Raw genomic sequence first — 20199 nt, 5'->3', positions numbered from 1 at the left:
CATGATTCTTGTAACTGGTGCGAGCGGTCACGTCGGTAACGTCCTAGTCAGAGAGTTAGTTAATAGGGGCGAGAAAATAAGGGCAATTGTCCTGCCCGGAGAAGATGTCTCTATGTTCAAACTAGATAGAGTAGAGATACTTCGCGGCGATATTAGGGACAGGGATTTCGTGATCAAAGCCTGTGAAGGAATAGAGACCGTCTATCATCTGGCAGCATTAATTTCCATAATGCCAACCATGAAAAAGCAAGTGAGGAGTGTCAACGTAGGCGGTACGGAGAACGTTATCCATGCCTGCAAGGTTAAGCATGTGGGAAAGTTAATCTACACGAGCTCCATCCACGCCTTTACCGAGCTAGAACCGGGAAGCGTGATAGATGAGAACGTCTCGTTCAACCCGGCTCGAACAAGCGGTGTCTACGGGAAATCCAAGGCGGAAGCTGTGCTAAACGTCCTCACGGCAGCAAGAGAAGGGCTGAACGCCGTCGTACTTTGCCCGACTGGCATCATTGGTCCTTTCGATTACAAACTTTCCGAAATGGGAAACATGATAAGGCTCTTCGCAACAGGCAAGTTGAGAGTAGGAATCGAGGGGTCTTTCGATTTCGTAGATGTGCGAGATGTAGTGAGATCGGAGATAGAAGCCTCGATAAAGGCCAAGGCCGGAGAGGTCTACATTCTCGGCGGCGAAGTGATCTCTATCCGTGAGCTGACCGACATACTTCATCAGTTAACCGGTCGAAAGAAAGTAGATGCTTTCCTGAAGAGCACCACAGCTTACGTACTTTCGGCCATGTCGACACTATACTATATGATCTCGAAGACGAAAGCTGCTTTCACTCCCTACACAGTTCACACGCTCACCAGAAATTACAGGTACTCTCATGAGAAGGCTTCAAGAATTCTAGGTCACTGTCCGCGAAAAGTATCAGAGTCTTTGAAGGACGCTGTCGAGTGGTTATCAGGATATGGGATCATCAGACTGCAGTCAAAGCTGAACTCTGCAGGACCGTTGTAGACACTTTACTGCTAGGAAGAGAATCATGTAGGCGCTAAGAAAGCAATTACGGCGTTGAATGCACTAGAGTGACTGTGCTGCTAAAAATATGTTTCTCTTTCTGTTTCTCGCTTCTTTCATCCAGTACTTGCCGTTTAGGCAATTCCGATAGCTTTTCGATTAAATTGACTCTTCACCTCCTTTGGCTACAGCAAACCGATATTTTCTCGCGGTGCGATTCTCAATTACATGGATGGTCTTCCCGGCCTAGATTCTGACGAAGACATCCTTGGATCCAGTAACTTACATTTTCTTACTCTTCAATAAAGAAGTACATTACTAAAATGTTAAAAATCGAGTCTGTCACCAAGGGCCTAAGGACAAGTACGACAAAAGTATACGAATGCTTCATTCGTAAGAATAATAAATTGGATTAGATACAAATGCACCCTCTTTTTGCCGTATAATGAGGAGCTTGATTAATATTCAGCAGACGCGTCCAAATGGGAGGAATACTATGCATGGATTTAGAGTGAGATTCGTTTTGACACTAGTTCTAATGATTGCTTTGTCTGTGGTGGGATCTGCAAGTCTTGTAAGAGAAATCGAACCGCTGCCTTTATGGGAAAAGGAATCCACTCATGAAGCCTACAGGATAGTTGTTATCAGTGATCTTCATCTAGGAGTCGATGACAGTTTTTCCGAAACTGTGAAAAACAAAGACCTTATCGCTGAGTTCCTCGAACGACTAGTGATAAGCGACATAGACGAGCTTGTTGTTGCAGGAGACATGTTAGACGAGTGGTTCGTTCCGATATCGTATGAGCCCCATAACGATTTGGGAGCTTTCTTCGAACAGGTTGCGGAAAACAACGCTTTGATTGTTGCAGCATTCAAAAAGATTATTCAAAGCGGCATTGTTGTTGCGTATGTTCCGGGCAATCACGACCTTCTCTTGGACGAAGAAACACTTACCAATTTGATCCCAGGGATTGTCCAGGCTCGCGATGTTGACGGTCTGGGAACTTATCGCACGGGTGTGCGCTCCGAGATTGTCATTGAGCACGGCCATCGTTATGACTCTTTCTGCGCACCCGATACATTGTCCAACAAAGAAATAACCGGCGATTATCCCTCGTTTTTGCCTCCTGGTTATTTCTTCACACGAATTGCATCTACATCCGTTGCGGAAGGCAAATCAGCACCTCAGAAGGAGTTCCCTAAGATTGAAGCTCCCTCAAAAGAAGATGTGGATCAGGTTAATGCCTACACGTATTACAGTGTATGGCTGTGGGCAATGACAACCTTCCCCATCAAAGCTGAATTCGATGAAAAAGCCATTTACGTCGGTGTAAATGGATACGACAACAATTTTTCTCTGAGCGATTTGATGCCTACAGTCCAGGACGATGGTTCGATAAGCGCCGTGTTATACGCTAACGCTCAAAGACGTTGGGACGAAGTTCAGCAGAACAATAGAGTGGCCAGTAAGAACCCTTATTCCGAAGCAACTGTGGGTGCAGTTGACCATACTTTCTTTGATAAACAGGCTGTTAAGCAGTATTTTGATCTGGATCCGACCGTTGATGTGGTTGTTTTCGGGCATTCGCACGTACCTGTCATAGATCGATATGTAGAAGGTTATGACAAAGAAAAAGTATACGCCAACAGCGGTACCTGGATTGACGAAAATCTGATTGGTCTAGAAAGGTGCTTTGTGGTTATCGAATCTGGCGAGCAGCTCACAGAGGTTCGCCTGATGGAGTACCATGCAGATGGAACCATAAGCAATACCGAAGAGAAATAAAGACTCCAGCTTGATTATAAAACCGGCTCCCAGTAACTGAAACAGTAGCGGGAGCCGGTTTCATTTTGCCTTCTTCACAGCGCAAAAGGTATCCAGACTGGCTCCTAATAGCCAATCTCAATCTGTTTCGGCCAATCATGAGTTCATCGTATGAAATCTCAACTGCGTAGGGCACAATCCTTTCGATTGAATTTATTATGTCTGCGATCATTTCTCTAATCTCTCTGCCAGACAACATTATAGACTACTCTTTGCCATCACCGATTAGGCAGTTTCATGTGCTTTTCAGTCCTTGAGAGTCCTGTTCAGGGCTTTTCACAGCGTCTAGCATCAAGAAACCGCTATACGACTCTCAAAAGCACTCGGAGCAAAGCGGTTCCTAAGTGTGAAATCCCGCGTAAATGCCATGAACAGGAGCACATCAAAGCAGTCTTCACTTGATGACAAGGAAAAACGAGACAGCTCCAGCACCCCGTCAGAGTACAAATCGCTGGGACAAAAGTCTTCCATTGGTTCATGTTGTTCACATGGTCATGTCATTCTGAAATGATCTTGCTCAGAATCTCATTCTTCTCGTGAACTCAGTGAACATCTCGAAATGATCCTTCTCGGTTGATCTTTTCGAAGGACGGGTCCGTGATCTTGGACGAAGGTCGAAAGGCGACTCTTTTAAGCGCTTAGCGCCTTTTCTGCACGCGAAGCGGAACCGTCCTTTGCGAAGCAAAGACTAGCCGCTAGAAGTGCGACTGGCCTGCGTTAGCAGACTGGCTCCCAAATGTTCCTAAAGTCCTTAATTCGCGTAAAAGGCAGAGATTCCAACCAAGACCTCCTTCGGGCGAACGGCCGTTCGCCCCCACAAAAGAATCGCATAATTGTCTGACATTGTCATCCCGTAAAGCCTAACTTGCTCAACGCCTCTTCTGTTATCCAGTGATGGGCCTGCACGGAATCTCGCCGTAAGATCCGCTGCACGCTGGTGAAGAGAACGTTGTCCGTCAACGGTCCACCGTTCTCCGAGAAGAGCAGACGTCAATGAGGAAAAAATCGCTATTTGTTCCAGAGGAAGGATCTGTTCTTCGTTGGTCACAAGGTGAGATGAAAGAGATGCATGTGACGGGGTAAGTTTCATCGCCAATCTGGTTTCTTCTCTCTCAATTCTCTCGTGAGCGCAGCGAACCTCTCCACAATGCTCTTTCTCAATGGTCTTTGCTTGACCGACGCAGTCGGAACTGGCCTCGCCGAAGGCGAGACTGGCCAGGCGGAGCCTGACTGGCCTGCGTTAGCAGACTGGCTCTAAAGATCTTTCCCCGCGAAGAGGGCCTTGCGTCCGCCGATAATCTTCGGAGTACTGCGTCTTACAGCTCTTGTCGGAGGACGGAGGACCGGTGACGGCTGACCTGAAAGGCCTCCTGCGAAGCGGCCTCACTTCCACAAAGGTTCTTCACCGGTCTTGCGTCCGCCGATGCTTTTCGGCTCCTTCCGTTTTTCGACTAAGATGTGCTCTTGTCGGAGAACGGGTAACCGATAACGGATAACCGTTTATTATTCAAGTTGTATCTTGGTACTTGCAGCTTCTAGAAAAATACCGAGCTCTTCGGCTCAACTTCAACCAGTTCTACGATTTGGCCTTCCTTCACCACTATTCTTCTGTACGCAAGTGTGCCGTCAGTTTCCACTGCCCTCTTCGTCGTAACGGCAAGTGTATTAAGTGAATAGTCTATCGCATCGCTATGTCTATGACCAAAAAGAGCCAGCGCGACGCTGCTAGTGCTGAAAAGTTCTAGCATCTCTCTTCGCAGGGCAGTTTCTTCGAAGAAGATCCATCGATCATCGTAGAAGTTGTGATGGGCGAAAAGAAGGATCTTTCCAGAGCCAATTCTGGTCAGTTCTTCGGCTATCCATTTCATCTGTTCTTCGGAAACTACGCCGCTCACAAATCCGTAATCTGAATCGGCCGTATTTAGACCCATGAAGTGCCAGGAACCCCATTGAAAGCTGTAGTAACAAGGACCAAAGACCTCTTTCCACAGTTCGATCCCGCTAGTCTTCCCGGATCTTTGAGTATCGTGATTCCCTGGCACAGCAAATACGGGAAAGTCACAGTATTCAAGAACCTTCTTCTTTATGAATTCCCAGTCAGTTGTATATGCAAGGGCAGAGCTAGAAAGATCGCCTGTTATTAGCATCAGATCGGGGCTTTCTTCACGAATCTCACTAAGAAGTCTTTCGAACAGGAGCATATTCTCGGGTTTACCCGGCAGATCGAGATGGAGGTCAGTAATCTGAATGACTGTGAAGGAGTCATCCGTGTGTCCGATTCGAACGGAGTGTTCTTCCAGCTGATGGTATAGACGACCGTTGTTCTCTGCGAAAACCTCAAGCGAATAAAGGCCTTCGGGAATGCGATCCGGGATAATGTAGGTGTTTTCACCGATTTGTGACAACTCATATGCGCTTCCGGCTTTGCTAAGCAGTCTTGCTCTTTCTTGTGAATAGCTTTCTTCTGTTAGTATTTCAAGGATGCGATTGTCACTTAGATAGGGGAAAGCAAATCTCGGAGAGACAATGAATTGGTATTCCTCAACTGAACTCTCAGACGAAGGCTTTTCCTTCAGCGAGGTGCTTGTCTTAACGATATTCCATCCAAGATTTGTCTTCATTGTGAAACCCAATGTGCTTTCATCGAGCCAGAATGGATTTGTGGTTAAGAAGATATCCATCGTTGCTGCAGTAATCGTGTAGTCGAAGAGATCCATGATAAACACTTCTACTTCTCCTCTGTAATCGGCAATAAATGCAAGCTTTGTGCCGTGAGGCGACCAAAAGGGAGAAAACTCATTGAATGAGCTGCTTAGAATCCCAGTCTTCTTGCCGGTTTTCATGTTCAGGGTCACTATGTCCCAGTCTTTTCCGTTCCATTGCTGGAAAGCAAGATCGTTTCCTGTAGGGGATAATGTAGGTGACCTCGCATTCTCAGCGACAGTCGTCCTCTCACCGGACGACAAATCCTGTTTCACAACAAACCATTTGCCTTCTCTTCTTTCCGAGTAAAGCAAGAAGTCCTTCTTGGGAGAGATTACGGGTTCAATCTGGTCATATGATTCCGATGTCAGAGTCTTTATCTCTTTTGTTGACGTGTCATACGAAAATATATCCCAGTCACTGTCTTGATCATCAGGCAGAATTCTTCCTGCAAAGAGCAGCGTATTGTCCTTGAGGTAGGGAAATTCGGCTTCCCCCGGAAAGGGTATCTTGCTTGACATGTTTCCCTGAATGTGCTCATAGATTGCAGGTGGATGGTTTTTGGTTCTTGTTCCCTTTTCCTTGTAAAGACTGGCATAGACTTCTTTTCCATTTGACGTTCCAGCAATGCTCGAAGAAAAGAAATCGTTGTCGGACGATAGCTGCCAAGTGACGGCTTCCACATTCTCAGGGAGTACGAGATCTCTCGACTCTTCTTTCTTTGTGGTTTCAGGTTCTTCCTCTGTCGGAGTGAGCAGGTCCTTTCTTGCAATTGTAGTTAAGAACAAGATCCTGTTTTCTGTGTGCTCTCGAATGTCTTCGTCGATGGTGGGTCTGACATAGAACTCCCCTTCATTATCCTGGATCAGGACTCCCTGTACTGCAACGAAGCTTCCATCGCCTAGAGCAGATATGTCTATGCCGGCATAGTCATAGAACTTCACTTTCATTCCAGCCGATACGTTGTCAAAATCACGGTCTGAAGGTCCAGTCAGCCAGAAACCCCTGGAAATTGTTTCGTTGTCGTAAGCGCTTATCTTCCCGAAAATCATTACCGAAGAACCTTCAAGGTTTATGAGCTGGCTCTTTGCAGAATCTGTAAAGATGATCACAGGATCGGGCAATGTCTCTCCCTTCCTGATTATCTCAATGTCATCGGGAGAGGCCGGTCTTATGACAAGGCTGTTTACATCTGTTGTATATCCAACCGTGGAGAGAGTACCTTTCACCCGTACAAGATCGCCTTTCTCTACGAGCGGCTCCTTGAAACCTTGAGCATAGATGAGAATGCCTGCGCTCTTGTCTGTTAGGGCGAAGTAATTCGCCGAGTCGTGCCAGAGGCCTGAGCTTACAACCGCTATTCCTTCAACCTCAACGATGGTGTTTAGAAGCAAGTACCTGCCTTCGGATTTCTGTCGAATATCATTGATAGACATGGCTATTGGGTCTACGAGTTCGACCACTGGTTCTTTCTCAGCTACCGGTTCCTGAGGAGATGACAATGTGAAGATGTCGTAGCTTCCTGCTCCATCGGGTCTGTTCAATGCCGAGAAGTACATTATCTGTCCGTCGGTCCAAAGACTTCTTTCGTCGAGAAATGTGTTGATATGTTCTCCGGTGTGCTCGATACTCCTGGTGTAAGGATCCCAGCGATAAATGTCATATCCTCCAATAGAGTCATCCCTTGCCGAATCAAACCATATGGAGCCATCAGGAGCAACGAATACCGACCATTCATCGCCGCCGGTGTTAAGGAAGCTGGGATTCTCCGGCGACGACCATTTCCCGTCGATTGATTCAGATCTCCAGATATCTCTTCCTCCGATAGGTTCCTTTCCGTCAAAAGTGCCTTCCGAAGTGAAATATACTACGGTCTCTTCCGAATTCACCCAGATATCCCACTCTTTTACGTCCGTGCTGAGTTCAGTTATTAGAGTACCTTCTGTCCAGCCACCCTTCTCTTCATCGAATACCGCTCTGTAGAAATCATAGTCGGTGTCAGCCGAGTATCTACCAAAATACATAACCAACACTCCATCATTTTCTATCACACAGGGATTGATCTCGTACTCAGACGTGTTGATTTCTCCTGGAAGCCACTGTGGTTCTGCCCATTCTCCGTTTTCAAGTGTTGTGTAGTAAATATCGTAGTTTGTCCCTACGAAATACAGAATGCCGTCGTGAAGCCACGGCATCCTCTCTATTCCACTCGAGCAAAATGGCAGCATCTCCACTTCTATCTGACCGAAAGTCATGATACTCACGAGCGCAATTGCCAAAATGATCAATATTCTTTTCCCTTTCATAGTTTCCACCACCTTTAATTGTCTTTCAAAACAGCGAGCTGCTAATGATTCAGTTGAACCGGACGACCTATCTTTCCGCTTTCATATGCTGCAAGAGCAACTCTTAGAGCTTCAAGTCCATCTTCTCCTGAGGTCAAAGGTTTTCTTTCCTCGATTACAGAATCAGCGAATTCCTTAATTAGTGCCCTGTCGAAACTGTCTCCATAATTCTCCCAGAAGACTCCTCTCTTGTTTGAGAAGACTTTCAGCTTCGCATCAAAGGCGTTTATCCTCAGCGTACCCTCTGTGCCGACAACATTGAGAGTTACATCTCCCCAGTAAGGATAGGCTTCAGGTCTTGACCAGCTGCAATCGAGACTCATGAAGGAATCGTCGGAAAGACTTAGCAGGAGAAGGCCACAGTCTTCAACTGGGATGTCGTAAATGAGTCTTCCATATTCGGCCGATACCTCGATAATCTCAACATCTAGAAGCCACCGGATAATATCCACGACGTGAACTGTGTGATCCATAACCGCCCCTCCGCCGGAAAGCTTCTCATCTACGAACCATCCGCCTGGCATTCTTCCATGATTTGTCGCCGAAACCGAGAGAATTCTACCAAGCTTGCCCGTCTCAATTTCCTTTCTTGCTTGCTGAATAGAAGGAGCGTATCTTACGGGAAAGGCCATCTGAAAAACAACGTTGTTTTCTCTGGCCGTTTGCAGCATCGATCTCGCGTCTTCTTCGGTTGTGGCGATGGGTTTTTCGCACAGAACGTGTCTGCCTTTGTTCATGGCAAGTTCCGCATATTTCTTATGGAATGAGTTCTCGGAAGTAACTACTACCCCATCGGAGTTTTCGATTAGCTCTAGAGGATCTTCAAAAGCTCTTGTTCCGAATAGTTCTGAGGCCTTTTTTGATTTGTCTGCATCACGATCGAATACTCCTGTGACGCTCATATTTGAGAAAGATTGAATTTGTCTTATGTAACTGTATCCATGCGTGTGTGCGATTCCGAGAAATCCTATCCTAAACACCTATACCACCTCCAGAAGCTTCACAGGTCTTCCGCTTTCTGCAGATCTGTTGGCTGCAAGGGAGATTTTTAGCGCCTCGATGGCCTCAGTACCATCGACTGGGACCTTTCTTTCTTCTCTCACCGCTTCTATGAACTTCTGTATATGTAATCCATAAGGATCATTGGCTGCGGGGGTGCTCTTTGAGAAAGACGGGTAATCGTTGGAGGCTGTCTGGACTCTCATAGTGAAATCCTCATCGCTATCGTAGGTTATCATTCCATCTCTACCAACGAATTCGAAAGAAGTTGCGAATTTTGAAGGTGCGTTATCCGGTTCTGCCCAGCTGCCCTCAACGTGAGCCAGCGAACCGTTCGCGAATTTAAGAATCGCTAAGGCATGGTCTCTGTTTCTGCCTGGATGGGAAGGAGTGTTTTTCACGCTTCTTGCGGTTATGGACTCTACTTCACCCAGGACCGTTCTCAAGAAGTCGAAGTCGTGAATGGAAAGATCAAGAAGAACTCCACCGCTTCTACCGAGTTCGTCGAACCAGTTGTTCCAGCCGTGCTTTGGAAAGACTCCTCCGCGATAAAGCCTTGCCATTACTACCTTTCCGATTGTGCCCTCTTCAATAAGGCTCTTCGCCCTAGAGTAAGAGTCAAAGAATCTCACTACATGATCCACACCCAGCGAAACACCGTTTTGCCTGCAAACCTCAACCATTTCCAGAGCGTCTTCTAGAGTGCGGGCTATTGGTTTCTCGCAGAAGATGTGCTTCTTGCTTCTTGCAGCTTCTACCACAAGGTCTCTGTGAGTATCCGTGGGTGTACAGATGCTGACTATCTCTATTTCTTCATCGTTAAGTATCTCATCTACTGTAGATGTTCTTGAAGAGGCGAGTCTTGCACATTCAAGTGTCTGTTCTCTTGAGAGACTCGCTACGGCTTTCACATTGACGTTCTCCAGACCGGTGTATGCAATAGAATGGACTCTACCCATCATTCCACAACCGATAATACCTACGTTTGTCATACTGGTTCCTCCTGAAATACTCTATGTTTTCGATCTAATCGTCTCGATGTCGAGAAAATCACTTTCCTTCAGATCGAGTTCCTGGATGACTCTCTTCAGATAACTTCTCTTCGACACTTGCTCAGGCATGTGGGAATCGGTTCCGTAAGAGAAAGCAACTCCGAAGCGTTTCATAATATCCAGAACTTCCAATCGTGGTGTTTTTGATGGCTCGTGTATTTCAAGTGCAATATCGTTTACCTCTAGATCCTTTGCCAATCGCGAGTACCAGTCAAGCGTGAAGTACTCTTCAATGATCTGCCGCTCAATCTCTCTTTTTTTGTCGAATCCCGGATCGCGATCAAGAAAAGGTAGAATCGGCAGATAGCCCTCGACGTGTCCCAGAATCTGAAAGCCTCCTCTTCGCGCATTATCAGAAATAATGCTCTTGTAAGCTTCCCAGTATTCTTCACTGCTTGCTCCCTGTAGAGGAACTCTATGAAGGCTCGCAATGACGTACTCAATTTCACTCATCATATGGGGTAATAGTATGCCGTTCTTTCCGAGTCCGGTCTCCACGCCGAGATGAGCGGAGATGCCAAGTCTTAGGGCCTTATCTTTGAAAGCCCCGAAGGCCTCTAGATAGTCTTTTGTGAATTCTATGCTGCATGGATGGTTTAGCTCAAAGTGATCGGTCACACCACAGACATTCACATTTCCTTCCAAAGCTTCAAGAAGCTGGGGGAAGCTCATCTCTCCGTCTGAATAGCTTGTGTGCAGATGATAATCAAGTTTTGTCAGAATCAATTTTCAAACCTCATTTCTTCAGTGATATTCCATCGAAATCGACAGATGATTGTATGCCCAGTAAATCCAGAGTTGTTGGTGCAATATCGACTAATGTACCCCTCTCAATACAGTTCTTTGTCTTGTGAATATCTCTAAACATGAACACGGAGGGCTCCTCGTGGTAGGTTCCGTGATATCCAAAAAAGGACCCGGGCCTTCTAGACTTCAATGAGTTTGAATAGCCTCTTTTCAAGCAAAAAGCTATGTCGGCGTATTCCGGGTTATGCAGCTTCTTCATTTCTTCTTTTGTATAGATTCTGTCAACTATACTGATTTTCCTCAGAGCGTCCACGAGCAGAGCTGTCCTGTCTATTGCTTTTTCTGTCAGAGTGTAGATGTTTACGGTGGGGTATTTTAGGATCAGAACGTCTGTCTCTTTTGAAACGCTCTTTCCCTCCTTACCCAATTCTGCCTTGAGACCGATGCTTGTGATGACTTCACCCAGGTCAAACTCAGTGGGAGTGTCAGCCAATGACATTGAATGATCAGAAGTGATGACGATGGCAAACTCTCCAATAGTTTCTTCCAAAAAATCGACTACTAGCTCCAGTTCGTCGTCTATCTCTTCTAGTTCTCTTATCGTCTTAGCGTGCAATGGTCCGTATTTGTGCCCTGCACTGTCCAGAGACTGATAAAGGCAAAAGATGGCGTCATATTTCTCCTCCTTCAACTCTCTTCTCAGTGCCTTGCGGATGGCACCGCTTCTATTTCCGTCAACCTGAACGTGCTTTACCCCATTTCTTCCCTGAAGCATGAAATGCTGTATCGAGAGAATACTATAGTTGTTCTCGTACAGACAATCTGTCACTGGAGGTCTTCTGAGATCCCGGAGTCTACCCTCAACTTTCTTCTCCTCTCTGTTCAAGATAGTGTTAGAGAATATGCCGTGTTTCTCGGGATACACGCCCGTCAAAATGGTGCTCATCATGGGTGTTGTCAGCGTGGGAAAACACGATCTCATATCCTTAACCGTTGAACCGGTCTCGGCAACACTATCCAAAAAAGGAGTCCTGGCCCTCTTCAAAACCTCAGGACCGAGTGAGTCGATAGTAACGAAAAGAAGAGGTATATTCTTCATTTAAGGACGAGCCTCGAAACGACGGGCAGATGATCTGACGCGTACGAATCGACGGTAAATGCGTCGATGATATCGAAATAGTCATTCACGAAGATATAATCAATCTGCTTGCCCGGTCTATCTGCCGGGATTGTGTGAAGGCTCTTGCCGAGCTCATTGTTCACCGATCCAAAGTGATCGAAAAACTCAGGAACACCATACTGGAGATCATACCATTCGGCGTTAAGATCTCCGGCGATAATAGCCGGAATCTCTTCGTACTCAAGATACACCTCAAGGATCTTCCTGAGCTCTGTCTGGACTTCCATGATTCCACCAAGACCGAGATGAGTCCCCATAACCAGGATATCCCGACCCTCAACCTCAGTGACTATTGCGGCACATCCTCTATCCACGGCAAGCATCCATTCAGGTCTCGGAAGCACGAAGCCAAATTCGGCCTTTATCGGGAATTTGCTGAGAACAGCGTTCCCGTAGTTGCTCTTGCCCTCTGCCAGACTGAAGAAGTAACTCATGTTGAGCTCTTCCGCAACAATCTCTGCCTGTCTCAGTCCTGCACTCCTTGGGTTTTCCTGATCTACTTCATTGAGGATGAGAATATCCGGATCCACACCCCTTATTGTCTCGAGAACTCTTGAGAAATCTAAGACATCATCGATTCCCAATCCGTGCCTTATGTTGTATGTCATTACAGTCAAAGATGTTCCCATCAGCGTTCCTCCAAGCAATATCAGAAACAAAAAGAAAAACACTACTCTCCGCATACAATCACATCCAATAGTCCGCAGATCTTTCGAGGAATTTCCTCTAAATGGTAGAATCCTGAGAAGGCCTGCGATCCTTTCCCATAGGCGATTATGGGTACATAGGCGGCCGTGTGGTCGTTACTGGACCAGCTCAAAGAAAAGTCGCCATCTGGTTTGCCATAAGGTACCGCTACCGCTCCCGTCTCGTGATCAGAAAGCACGATCAATAGATCCCTGTCCAGAGACAACCGGGTAAGCAGATAAGACAGCACGTCTCTGAAAGCGCTCAGTTCTGCCAGCACAGCCTCTGAATCGTTTACATGAGAAGCATCGTCTATTCTGCCGGCTTCAATAACCAGAAACTTGCTTCTCTCTTCAGCCATGAACACTTCGAAAGCTCTATCGACCATTTCGAGGAGAGTGGGTTCACCTGGAAGCAGTTCGTTCTCAAAGCTCTTGTCTCCCATGGTTACAAATGCAACGGTCCCCTTCAGCTCTTCAAATTCCGGCGATCCGAGCTCTTCGAAATTCAGCCCGAGGACCCTGTAGCCGCTAGCAATCAGTTCGTGTATTCTGCTTCTTGGAGTCGGCTTCTGAGTGAAGGGATTGATCCCCAGCTGCTCAAGACCACCGGCATAGAACAAGTCGAGAGGACTTTCCATGAGAAAGTCCGTGATTACTTCCGTCTCCCTCCTTTGAGCGTGAGCGTAAAGGGCTGCCGGAGTCGCGTCGTAGTAACGTGTATTCGTGATCAAGCCGAGCCACCAACCCTGCTCCTTCAGGATATCTGCAAGAGTATTCACTTCTTCGCCTAATGCATTCACTCCCAGATATCCAGTAATTGTCTTAACACCGGAAAAGATAGCGGTTGCGGCTGCTGCGGAATCGGTGACAAGATTATCTAAAGCCTCGTTTCTGCCGATACTGACTACGGGACTGTGGCTTCCCATGGCTTCTCCCGTTACGAGTTCCGATATATATAGATGGTTAAAACCCATCCCGTCACAAATCAAGATCACGATATTCTCAGGTCCACTGGCTTCCATTGAAAGAAAGACGGAAGATAAGAATAGGATAAAGAAAAAAGACGTCAAGATCTTCTTCATATTATCACTCCTTACTAGCCCTTCAAACCGGTCATCGTAATGCCCTCGATGAATTGCTTCTGCAACAAGAGATACAACACCACTATCGGTATAACGGCCATTGCGGCTGCCGTAATCTGAAGATGCATCAAATCGCCGTAACGCTGGGTAAAATACTGTACTCCGAGCTGGACAGTCCTGTGCTCGTCATTGTTAACAACCAGAAGAGGCCACAAGAAAGCGTTCCAGGTCGCCATGAAGGAAAAGATTGCAAGAGCAGAGAGCGGCGCTCTTATGTTTGGAATAACAATGATTCTGAAAATCTGGAATTCGGAGCACCCATCTATCCTGGCAGCATCTATCAGGTCGTCGGGGATAGTGACAATGAATTGCCTCATCAGAAAGATCCCGAATATGCTTACCGAACCCGTGACGATCAGAGCCAAGTAGGTGTCTACAAGGCCCAGATTGTAGATCATTATATACAGCGGGATTATGGTGACGGGAAAAGGAATCATCATCGCGCCGAGCAGAGTCTTGAAAATAGTGTTTCTGCCTTTGAACTTGTATTTTGCAAAGGCAAAGCCGGCAAGACTGGATGTGAGCAATGTGAGAGTGACAGCCACGGTAGTTATAAGTATACTGTTCAGATAATACCTCAAGAAGGGAACTGAACTGAATACTTCAACGTAGTTCTTCAGCGAGAACTTGTCAGGCAGGAATTTTGGGGGAAATCTCATCAGCTCACTCTGGTCTTTGAATGTAGACAAGATCATCCATACAAAAGGCATGATCATTATTATGGAGAACGCTATTAACAGCGTGTATGAAATAGAATGGACAATAAGGTCGGTCTTCCTCTTAGATCTCAAGGTCATTCCTCCTTGAAAATCTTTGTGACCCTCATCTGAATAAGAGTAATCACTAAGATTATTGCAAACAGAACGATCGACATTGAACTCGCGTACCCCATCTGCAATTTATTGAAACCAGTCTGCCAGATGTAGAAGACGGCCGTTTTCGTATCGGCGTTTCCTCCCGTCATCATGTATATCTCTGTGAAAACCTGAATCGCGCCGATCGTCGAAGTTATGAACACAAAAACCAGTGAAGGCTTCATTAGCGGGATTATGATGTTCTTGACCTTTTGCCAGCGCGTTGCTCCGTCGATGTCCGAGGCTTCCAGAATAATTCTCGGTATGTTGTTCAATCCGGCCAGAAAGATTATTATGCTGTATCCAACGGATCTCCAAACTGAAACGAGAACCACGGACCAGATGGCAATTTCCGGGTTACCCAACCAGTTTATCGGTTCAGCTCCAAATAGGCTAATGAGATAATTCGCAAGTCCGTAATACGGATGATATATCCAGGTCCAAATAACGCTTATAGCAACGACAGAAGTCACAGCCGGGAGGAAATATATCACCCTGAATACGCTCTTGAATTTCGGGATAGAGTATATGAGGAGGGCAAAGAAAAAGGAAATCACGATTTTCGTCGGTATAACGCCAAGAGCGTATTTGAAACTTATCCAGAGTGATCTCAGAAAATACTCGTCGGTAAAGGCTTTCCTGAAATTTGCAAGCCCCACAAATGGCTTGTTCGGCACGAGGATATTCCACCTATGAAACGAGATATAGAAAGCAAACATTGCCGGGAAGAAAGTGAGAAAGAAGACTCCAAATATTGATGGCAGAATGAAGAGATACGGAGCCCTCTTCTTGTCCGGAATTAGTCTCACGACGGCAACGAGAAGCACAGCGCTGCCGATCAAAGAAATCCACCATCCGTAACCGGCAGCACCCAAAAAATCGAGAAAGAACTTAGATCTAAGAACCTCCTGCCATTCGGTTCTCATGAAAATGACAGTTATGTTCAGTACTAACAAAGAAACAGCTGTTCCCAGTAGAAATGAGATCTTTCTAGTCGCGAAGAACAACACAAAAAGGCAGACCAAAACAATATAGACGAACAAGAGATTAACTGTTCCCCAAAAAGAGAAGTCAAAAACTCCGAGCTGAACTTCTCCCGATGCATAGGGCAGGAAGAAAGAGATAATTATCAGGAACAGGCCTACAACTATTAAGATTTTACTCAACACATTCTTGGATAGCTCGAACATCGAAAGACCTCCGCATCGGGCCTGTCGTCAGCCCCTGGTCCAGGATCAGAATATTCCAAAAGTCTCTTCTAGGTACTGGTTGATTTCGTCTAAGGCCTTCTTGAGCGCTTCTTCAGGATCTGCGCCTTTGTTGATCACGTTGTTGTACGCCGTCTCCCTGAGAAGAGCGGCCGGATTTCCCCAGCCCGCAGAGAACGTTGGAACAGCGTAATTCAGTGAATCCAGAATCGGGCTCAACAAAGGATCATCCGAAAACTCAGGATCATTGATCACACTATAATAAGAAGGAAGTTCTCCTGTGTCCTTGAACCACAGTTTCTGGGCTTCGGGCGAGCTAATAAACGCTAGCCATTCCGAAGCAATTTCAGGGGTTCTGCAATCGCTCATGAGAACGAGTGCCCAGCTGGTCAAAACCGAGCTTCGATTTCCTGTCTCGGGGTGTGCCGGAGGGAGTGCAGTTCTAAATACAAGATCAGGATGCCCGCCGACTTGGAAAGAACCGACCATTGCTCCATGTCCGAATACCATCGCTTCCTTTATCTGTCTGAATCCCGTCCATCTCGAACCAAATTCCGGTACATATACTTTATGTTCCAGTACTGCATCTGTCAGGAATTTCAGGCCCTCGAGCTGAGCATCTTCATAAACGACTTTCATTTCTTCATCGCTTACCAAGAACGTTGCACCCGCCTGTCTCATGAAACTCTCAATAACGGGCTCATAGCCTTCGATTCCCAGTCCGGACTGAATCATTTTGTTCCCTTCCCAAACCGTCAGCTTCTTCGCGTACTCCAAAAGTTCGGTCCAGGTTTGAGGCGGGCTGTCGGGATCGAGACCTGCCTGTTCGAAAAGATATGGATTGTAGAATAGAACAATTGTCTGAACATCAGTTGGAAAGCCGTACAGCTGACCATCGATAATCAGCTTGTCAATGGCCGCGTCAATACATTTCTCTCTCATCTCTTCGGCTGTTGCAACACTGGCGGTTATTGGTTGTACCAATCCATAACCGAAGAACTCCTCCATCGCCGTGGCCGGAATCTGGGCGACATCTGGCCCACTTCCAGCAGCCAGAGCAGCCAGTAGCTTAGTCTTATACTCCGAATACGGTATTGTCTGAACCTTGATTTCTACATCGGGGTTTTCTTTCATGAATTCAGAAGCCATTTCCATGATGATCATTGCTCTGCTTGGCGAATGGTGCATCCAGTGAACGATAGTTGTTTTCGCAATTACAGAAGTGATCAAGAGCAATGAGGCAATAAAAAGTATAAGAACTCGCTTTCTCATAAAACACACCTCCTAAAAGACTCCCAGTATTCTCCCTATTGAAACCGCAAGGGGTGTTCTAAGGAGCTTCTGTTCAGTAACCTTAAGAATCATCATCTTGAGCTCAGTATGGCCCAAGGACATATCAAAAACCCTCTTTCTAAGGTAATCAACTGCTTTGTCTGAGAAGAAAGGATTGCGGCTGTTAAGCACTATTGTTTCCAGCCCCAGCAAGTCAACAACATTTGCAACAGCTGCTGCGAGTTTATCCAGTAGTTGCTGAAAAGCTCTCACATAATCTTCTGTGTCGTTTCTTGAATACAGTTCATTCAGGAACTTCAGAAAGGAAGGATCGTTCAATTTCAAACTGCTGTTCGGTACCAATCCGGAAAACGTGTCGTGCAGGTTTTTGGGATCGAAAAAGGCAGCCACACAGCCCCTTTTGCCGCACCAGCATTCAGGACCGGAAGGATCGATCTGAAGGTGACCAAATTCTCCGGCACCTCCATGCGGCCCTCTGAAAATCCTTCCATCAAGCACTAGAGAAGCTCCAAACTCTCTATCTATGTACAAAGCATCTCTTAAGGGAATAGAGCCGAGAAGCATTTCTGAAACCAGCAAAGCGTTAGCGTCATTCTCTATTTCGATTGTTGTGTCCCATTCGTCGCCGAGCCTTTTAAGATTGACCGTTTCACTCTGCGTATAGAAGCTCTTAACAACAGTCCCTGTCGATTCGTCAACTATTCCCGGTGTCACAATGCTGAAAACAAGTATTGACGAGATATTTTCGTCAAAACCATTCCGTATGATCTTCGGTATTTCGTACAGCTTATCCAGAACGTCACTTCTCGAATGATTCAGAGATCGTACATGCTTGACTCTGCCTGACAAGTCTCCCAGAACTATATTCATCGTCTTCGAATGTATGTGAACTCCGCCGACAAGCAGCTCTCCGTTGTTCACATTCAGTACCGAATACGGTCTGCCTTTGTGAGCAGAGGGCACCGGCGTGCTGTCAAGAACAAAGCCCTTTTCTATAAGCTGTTGAGAGAGTCTGGAAACAGTGGCTTTGCTCAGATTCGTGGCCTTGGCTATAGATTTTCTTGACAACCCATTTTTATTTCGCCAGAGCTCGAAGAAGACTTCCTTTTCTGCCTTGGATAAACAACGCAAAGCCATCACCTCTCGAAATCTGAATGAGAGCCCGCCCACCATCCAGGACAATGAACGGGCTCAACAAAGAAGAGAAAGTTTCTATTCCAGTTCAGCCATGAAAATGTCGTAACCACCCACACCATTAGGTCTGTCAACAGTGGAGAATACGATAATTTTGCCATCTGTCCACAGACTTCTTTCATCGTAGAAAGAGTTAATCATCATCTCGGGATGTCCGATTTCTCCTGTAGAGGGGTCATAGAAATAGATATCGTAACCCCCTATGGAATCATCCCTCGATGAATCAAACCAGATCTTTCCATCAGGGTCGACGAAGACAGACCATTCATTGCCACTCGAGTTCACTTCATCTACTTTTGTAGGGGTCGACCACTTGCCGTTTTCCTTCTCGGAAACCCAGATATCTCTCACACCTGTTGGTTCTAGTCCACCAAAGGCACCCTTTGTAGTGACGTAGGCCTTTGTTTCATCGCCGTTTACCCAAATTTTCCAGTCTTGAATCTCTGTACTCAGTTCCAGGACAACCTCGGGTTCTCCCCATTCGCCCTTACCTTCATCGAAAACCGATCTGAAGAAGTCGTAATCCCTATCTGAACCGGTATATCTACCAAAATACATCACAAGTTCGCCGATGTTGTTTCTCAAAACACATGGGCTGATCTCATTCTCTGAGGAGTTCACAGCTCCCTTCACCGGTTCAGGTTCACCACAGTCTCCATCATTCCAGGTTGCCTGATAGATGTTGTAGCTCTGGGTAACAAAATAGATAGTGTCTTCAAAGACCCATGGCATTCTGTCTACACCAGAAGTGTTAATCGACAGCGGCTCTGCTTCTATCAAAGCAAAAGCCGATGTGCAAAGCATCAAGACAGCCAGCAAAACTAACATAGTTCTTGCCATTGAAAGCACCTCCCTAAAACTCATATTATTCAGTCGAGAATCCGCGGGCTTCATCAGAAAAGTGAGTAGAAGTATTTTGTTTCAGTATGAAACTAGCACAACTCCACTTTATACAAGAAAAAAAGAAAAACCAAACCTGTGGCAAACGAATAAGCCGTAGAGAATAAACCGGAAGTCCAAATATCCATGAATAAGCGACTGGTTTGCAGTAAAGAAACGACTATATTTTGTTCCATTATGAAACTTAATATCGCTGATTGTTCAGAAGGGTGCATTTTGGCTTAATGTAAGAAGAACTGATGAGCTCCTTTCACAAGTGAAAGATCGCCTGCACTCTTTGAACAGCCTAGAAAAAGCGTATCGAGACGTTCGTTGCGCTCACGAGAGGACGAGAGCGAAAATAGGGACCGACCGGCTCCTATAGTATGTCCCTTTTTCGCGTAAAAGGCAGAGATTCCAACCAGGACCTTTTTCGGGCGAACGGCCATTCGCCCCTACAAAAGAATTGCATAATCGTCTGAAATTGTCATACCGTAGAGGCTGACTTGCTCAACGCCTCTTCTGTCATCCCGTGATGGGCCTACACGGGATCTCACACCTAAGAACCGCTTTTCGCTGATCGCTGTGAAGACAACGTTATCCGTCAACGGTCCACCGTTCTCCGAAAAGAGCAGACGTCAATGAGGAAAAAAATTGCTATTTGTTCCAGAGGAAGGATCTGTTCTTCGTTGGTCACAAGGTGAGATGAAAGAGATGCATGTGACGGGGTAAGTTTCATCGCCAATCTGGTTTCTTCTCTCTCAATTCTCTCGTGAGCGCAGCGAACCTCTCCACAACGCTCTTTCTCAATGGTCTTTGTTTGCCCGACGAAGTCGGAACTGGCCTCGCCGAAGGCGAGACTGGCCAGGCGGAGCCTGACTGGCCTGCGTTAGCAGACTGGCAGTGAGGATCTTTCCCCGCGAAGCGGGCCTTGCGTCCTGGCATGATTTTTGCCAGCCCTGCGTCCCGGGATGTACTTCCCGGCCTTGCGTCCGCCGACGATCTTCGGCGCCTTGCGATTTCTCCTGAGGTCTGTCCCATTTTTCGCGTACAACCAGGACCTTTTTCGGG

General features: G+C 46.4%; 17 protein-coding genes. 4 read left to right on the top strand and 13 right to left on the bottom strand.

All coding sequences use genetic code 11. From position 1 onward, the window contains the following. Window position 1: 1 nt before the first annotated feature. Both Y697_RS06005 and Y697_RS06000 read left to right on the top strand, forming a co-directional pair. On the top strand, window positions 2–1018 hold the full coding sequence (locus Y697_RS06005) for an NAD-dependent epimerase/dehydratase family protein (RefSeq protein WP_121550751.1): 1017 nt from the start codon (window positions 2–4) through the stop codon (window positions 1016–1018). Between the two features lie 496 nt (window positions 1019–1514). After that, a complete protein-coding gene (locus tag Y697_RS06000) occupies window positions 1515–2804 on the top strand; it encodes a metallophosphoesterase (protein WP_183083734.1) in 1290 nt (429 codons plus the stop codon). A gap of 790 nt (window positions 2805–3594) precedes the next feature. On the opposite strand, the gene Y697_RS14600 is transcribed toward Y697_RS06000, so the two are convergent. After that, entirely contained in the window at window positions 3595–3891 is a 297-nt protein-coding gene (locus tag Y697_RS14600; protein ID WP_183083733.1) for a hypothetical protein, read from the bottom strand. 75 nt (window positions 3892–3966) lie between these two features. Here Y697_RS14600 and Y697_RS14940 point away from each other — a divergent pair, with 75 nt between their 5' ends. After that, complete coding sequence (locus tag Y697_RS14940; protein WP_259462339.1) at window positions 3967–4101, top strand: hypothetical protein; 135 nt, start codon at window positions 3967–3969, stop codon at window positions 4099–4101. A gap of 277 nt (window positions 4102–4378) precedes the next feature. Here Y697_RS14940 and Y697_RS05990 read toward each other — a convergent pair whose 3' ends face one another. Genes Y697_RS05990 through Y697_RS05935 form a run of 12 tightly spaced genes read right to left on the bottom strand, consistent with a single transcriptional unit; the run spans window position 4379 to window position 19089 of the window. Beyond that, window positions 4379–7852, bottom strand: a complete 3474-nt coding sequence (locus tag Y697_RS05990; protein ID WP_121550748.1) for a metallophosphoesterase — start codon at window positions 7850–7852, stop codon at window positions 4379–4381. Between the two features lie 41 nt (window positions 7853–7893). After that, window positions 7894–8871 (bottom strand): Gfo/Idh/MocA family protein, encoded by a 978-nt coding sequence (locus Y697_RS05985; RefSeq protein ID WP_121550747.1) that lies wholly within the window; start codon window positions 8869–8871, stop codon window positions 7894–7896. Next, window positions 8872–9882, bottom strand: a complete 1011-nt coding sequence (locus tag Y697_RS05980) for a Gfo/Idh/MocA family protein (RefSeq protein WP_121550746.1) — start codon at window positions 9880–9882, stop codon at window positions 8872–8874. 21 nt (window positions 9883–9903) lie between these two features. Then, a complete protein-coding gene (locus Y697_RS05975; RefSeq protein ID WP_121550745.1) occupies window positions 9904–10668 on the bottom strand; it encodes a PHP domain-containing protein in 765 nt (254 codons plus the stop codon). A gap of 10 nt (window positions 10669–10678) precedes the next feature. Next, on the bottom strand, window positions 10679–11788 hold the full coding sequence (locus Y697_RS05970) for an alkaline phosphatase family protein (RefSeq protein WP_121550744.1): 1110 nt from the start codon (window positions 11786–11788) through the stop codon (window positions 10679–10681). Then, window positions 11785–12552: an endonuclease/exonuclease/phosphatase family protein gene (locus tag Y697_RS05965; protein WP_121550743.1), complete on the bottom strand. Its 768-nt coding sequence runs from the start codon at window positions 12550–12552 to the stop codon at window positions 11785–11787. The genes Y697_RS05970 and Y697_RS05965 overlap by 4 nt, the downstream gene beginning before the upstream one ends. Continuing rightward, window positions 12540–13640 (bottom strand): alkaline phosphatase, encoded by a 1101-nt coding sequence (locus Y697_RS05960; protein ID WP_121550742.1) that lies wholly within the window; start codon window positions 13638–13640, stop codon window positions 12540–12542. The genes Y697_RS05965 and Y697_RS05960 overlap by 13 nt, the downstream gene beginning before the upstream one ends. 14 nt (window positions 13641–13654) lie before the next feature. Beyond that, window positions 13655–14491, bottom strand: coding sequence for a carbohydrate ABC transporter permease (locus tag Y697_RS05955; protein WP_183083732.1), 837 nt, complete (start codon window positions 14489–14491; stop codon window positions 13655–13657). 2 nt (window positions 14492–14493) lie between these two features. Then, complete coding sequence (locus Y697_RS05950) at window positions 14494–15744, bottom strand: carbohydrate ABC transporter permease (RefSeq protein WP_121550740.1); 1251 nt, start codon at window positions 15742–15744, stop codon at window positions 14494–14496. A gap of 45 nt (window positions 15745–15789) precedes the next feature. Further along, window positions 15790–17034, bottom strand: a complete 1245-nt coding sequence (locus Y697_RS05945) for an ABC transporter substrate-binding protein (RefSeq protein WP_121550739.1) — start codon at window positions 17032–17034, stop codon at window positions 15790–15792. Between the two features lie 12 nt (window positions 17035–17046). Beyond that, window positions 17047–18225, bottom strand: coding sequence for an ROK family transcriptional regulator (locus tag Y697_RS05940; RefSeq protein WP_183083731.1), 1179 nt, complete (start codon window positions 18223–18225; stop codon window positions 17047–17049). A gap of 42 nt (window positions 18226–18267) precedes the next feature. After that, window positions 18268–19089, bottom strand: coding sequence for a hypothetical protein (locus Y697_RS05935; protein WP_121550737.1), 822 nt, complete (start codon window positions 19087–19089; stop codon window positions 18268–18270). Window positions 19090–19900: 811 nt separating this feature from the next. Here Y697_RS05935 and Y697_RS14935 point away from each other — a divergent pair. After that, entirely contained in the window at window positions 19901–20035 is a 135-nt protein-coding gene (locus tag Y697_RS14935) for a hypothetical protein (RefSeq protein WP_259462338.1), read from the top strand. The last annotated feature ends 164 nt before the right edge of the window (window positions 20036–20199 follow it).

The organism is Mesotoga sp. BH458_6_3_2_1 (assembly GCF_003664995.1).
Classification (GTDB): domain Bacteria; phylum Thermotogota; class Thermotogae; order Petrotogales; family Kosmotogaceae; genus Mesotoga.
This window is presented reverse-complemented; position numbering and strand designations above follow the sequence as displayed.

Coding starts and splice junctions, on each gene's coding strand:
- Y697_RS06005 (WP_121550751.1), top strand. CDS start 2: ATGATTCTTGTAACTGGTGCGAGCGGTCACGTCGGTAACGTCCTAGTC.
- Y697_RS06000 (WP_183083734.1), top strand. CDS start 1,515: ATGCATGGATTTAGAGTGAGATTCGTTTTGACACTAGTTCTAATGATT.
- Y697_RS05990 (WP_121550748.1), bottom strand. CDS start 7,852: ATGAAAGGGAAAAGAATATTGATCATTTTGGCAATTGCGCTCGTGAGT.
- Y697_RS05980 (WP_121550746.1), bottom strand. CDS start 9,882: ATGACAAACGTAGGTATTATCGGTTGTGGAATGATGGGTAGAGTCCAT.
- Y697_RS05970 (WP_121550744.1), bottom strand. CDS start 11,788: ATGAAGAATATACCTCTTCTTTTCGTTACTATCGACTCACTCGGTCCT.
- Y697_RS05965 (WP_121550743.1), bottom strand. CDS start 12,552: ATGCGGAGAGTAGTGTTTTTCTTTTTGTTTCTGATATTGCTTGGAGGA.
- Y697_RS05960 (WP_121550742.1), bottom strand. CDS start 13,640: ATGAAGAAGATCTTGACGTCTTTTTTCTTTATCCTATTCTTATCTTCC.
- Y697_RS05950 (WP_121550740.1), bottom strand. CDS start 15,744: ATGTTCGAGCTATCCAAGAATGTGTTGAGTAAAATCTTAATAGTTGTA.
- Y697_RS05945 (WP_121550739.1), bottom strand. CDS start 17,034: ATGAGAAAGCGAGTTCTTATACTTTTTATTGCCTCATTGCTCTTGATC.
- Y697_RS05935 (WP_121550737.1), bottom strand. CDS start 19,089: ATGGCAAGAACTATGTTAGTTTTGCTGGCTGTCTTGATGCTTTGCACA.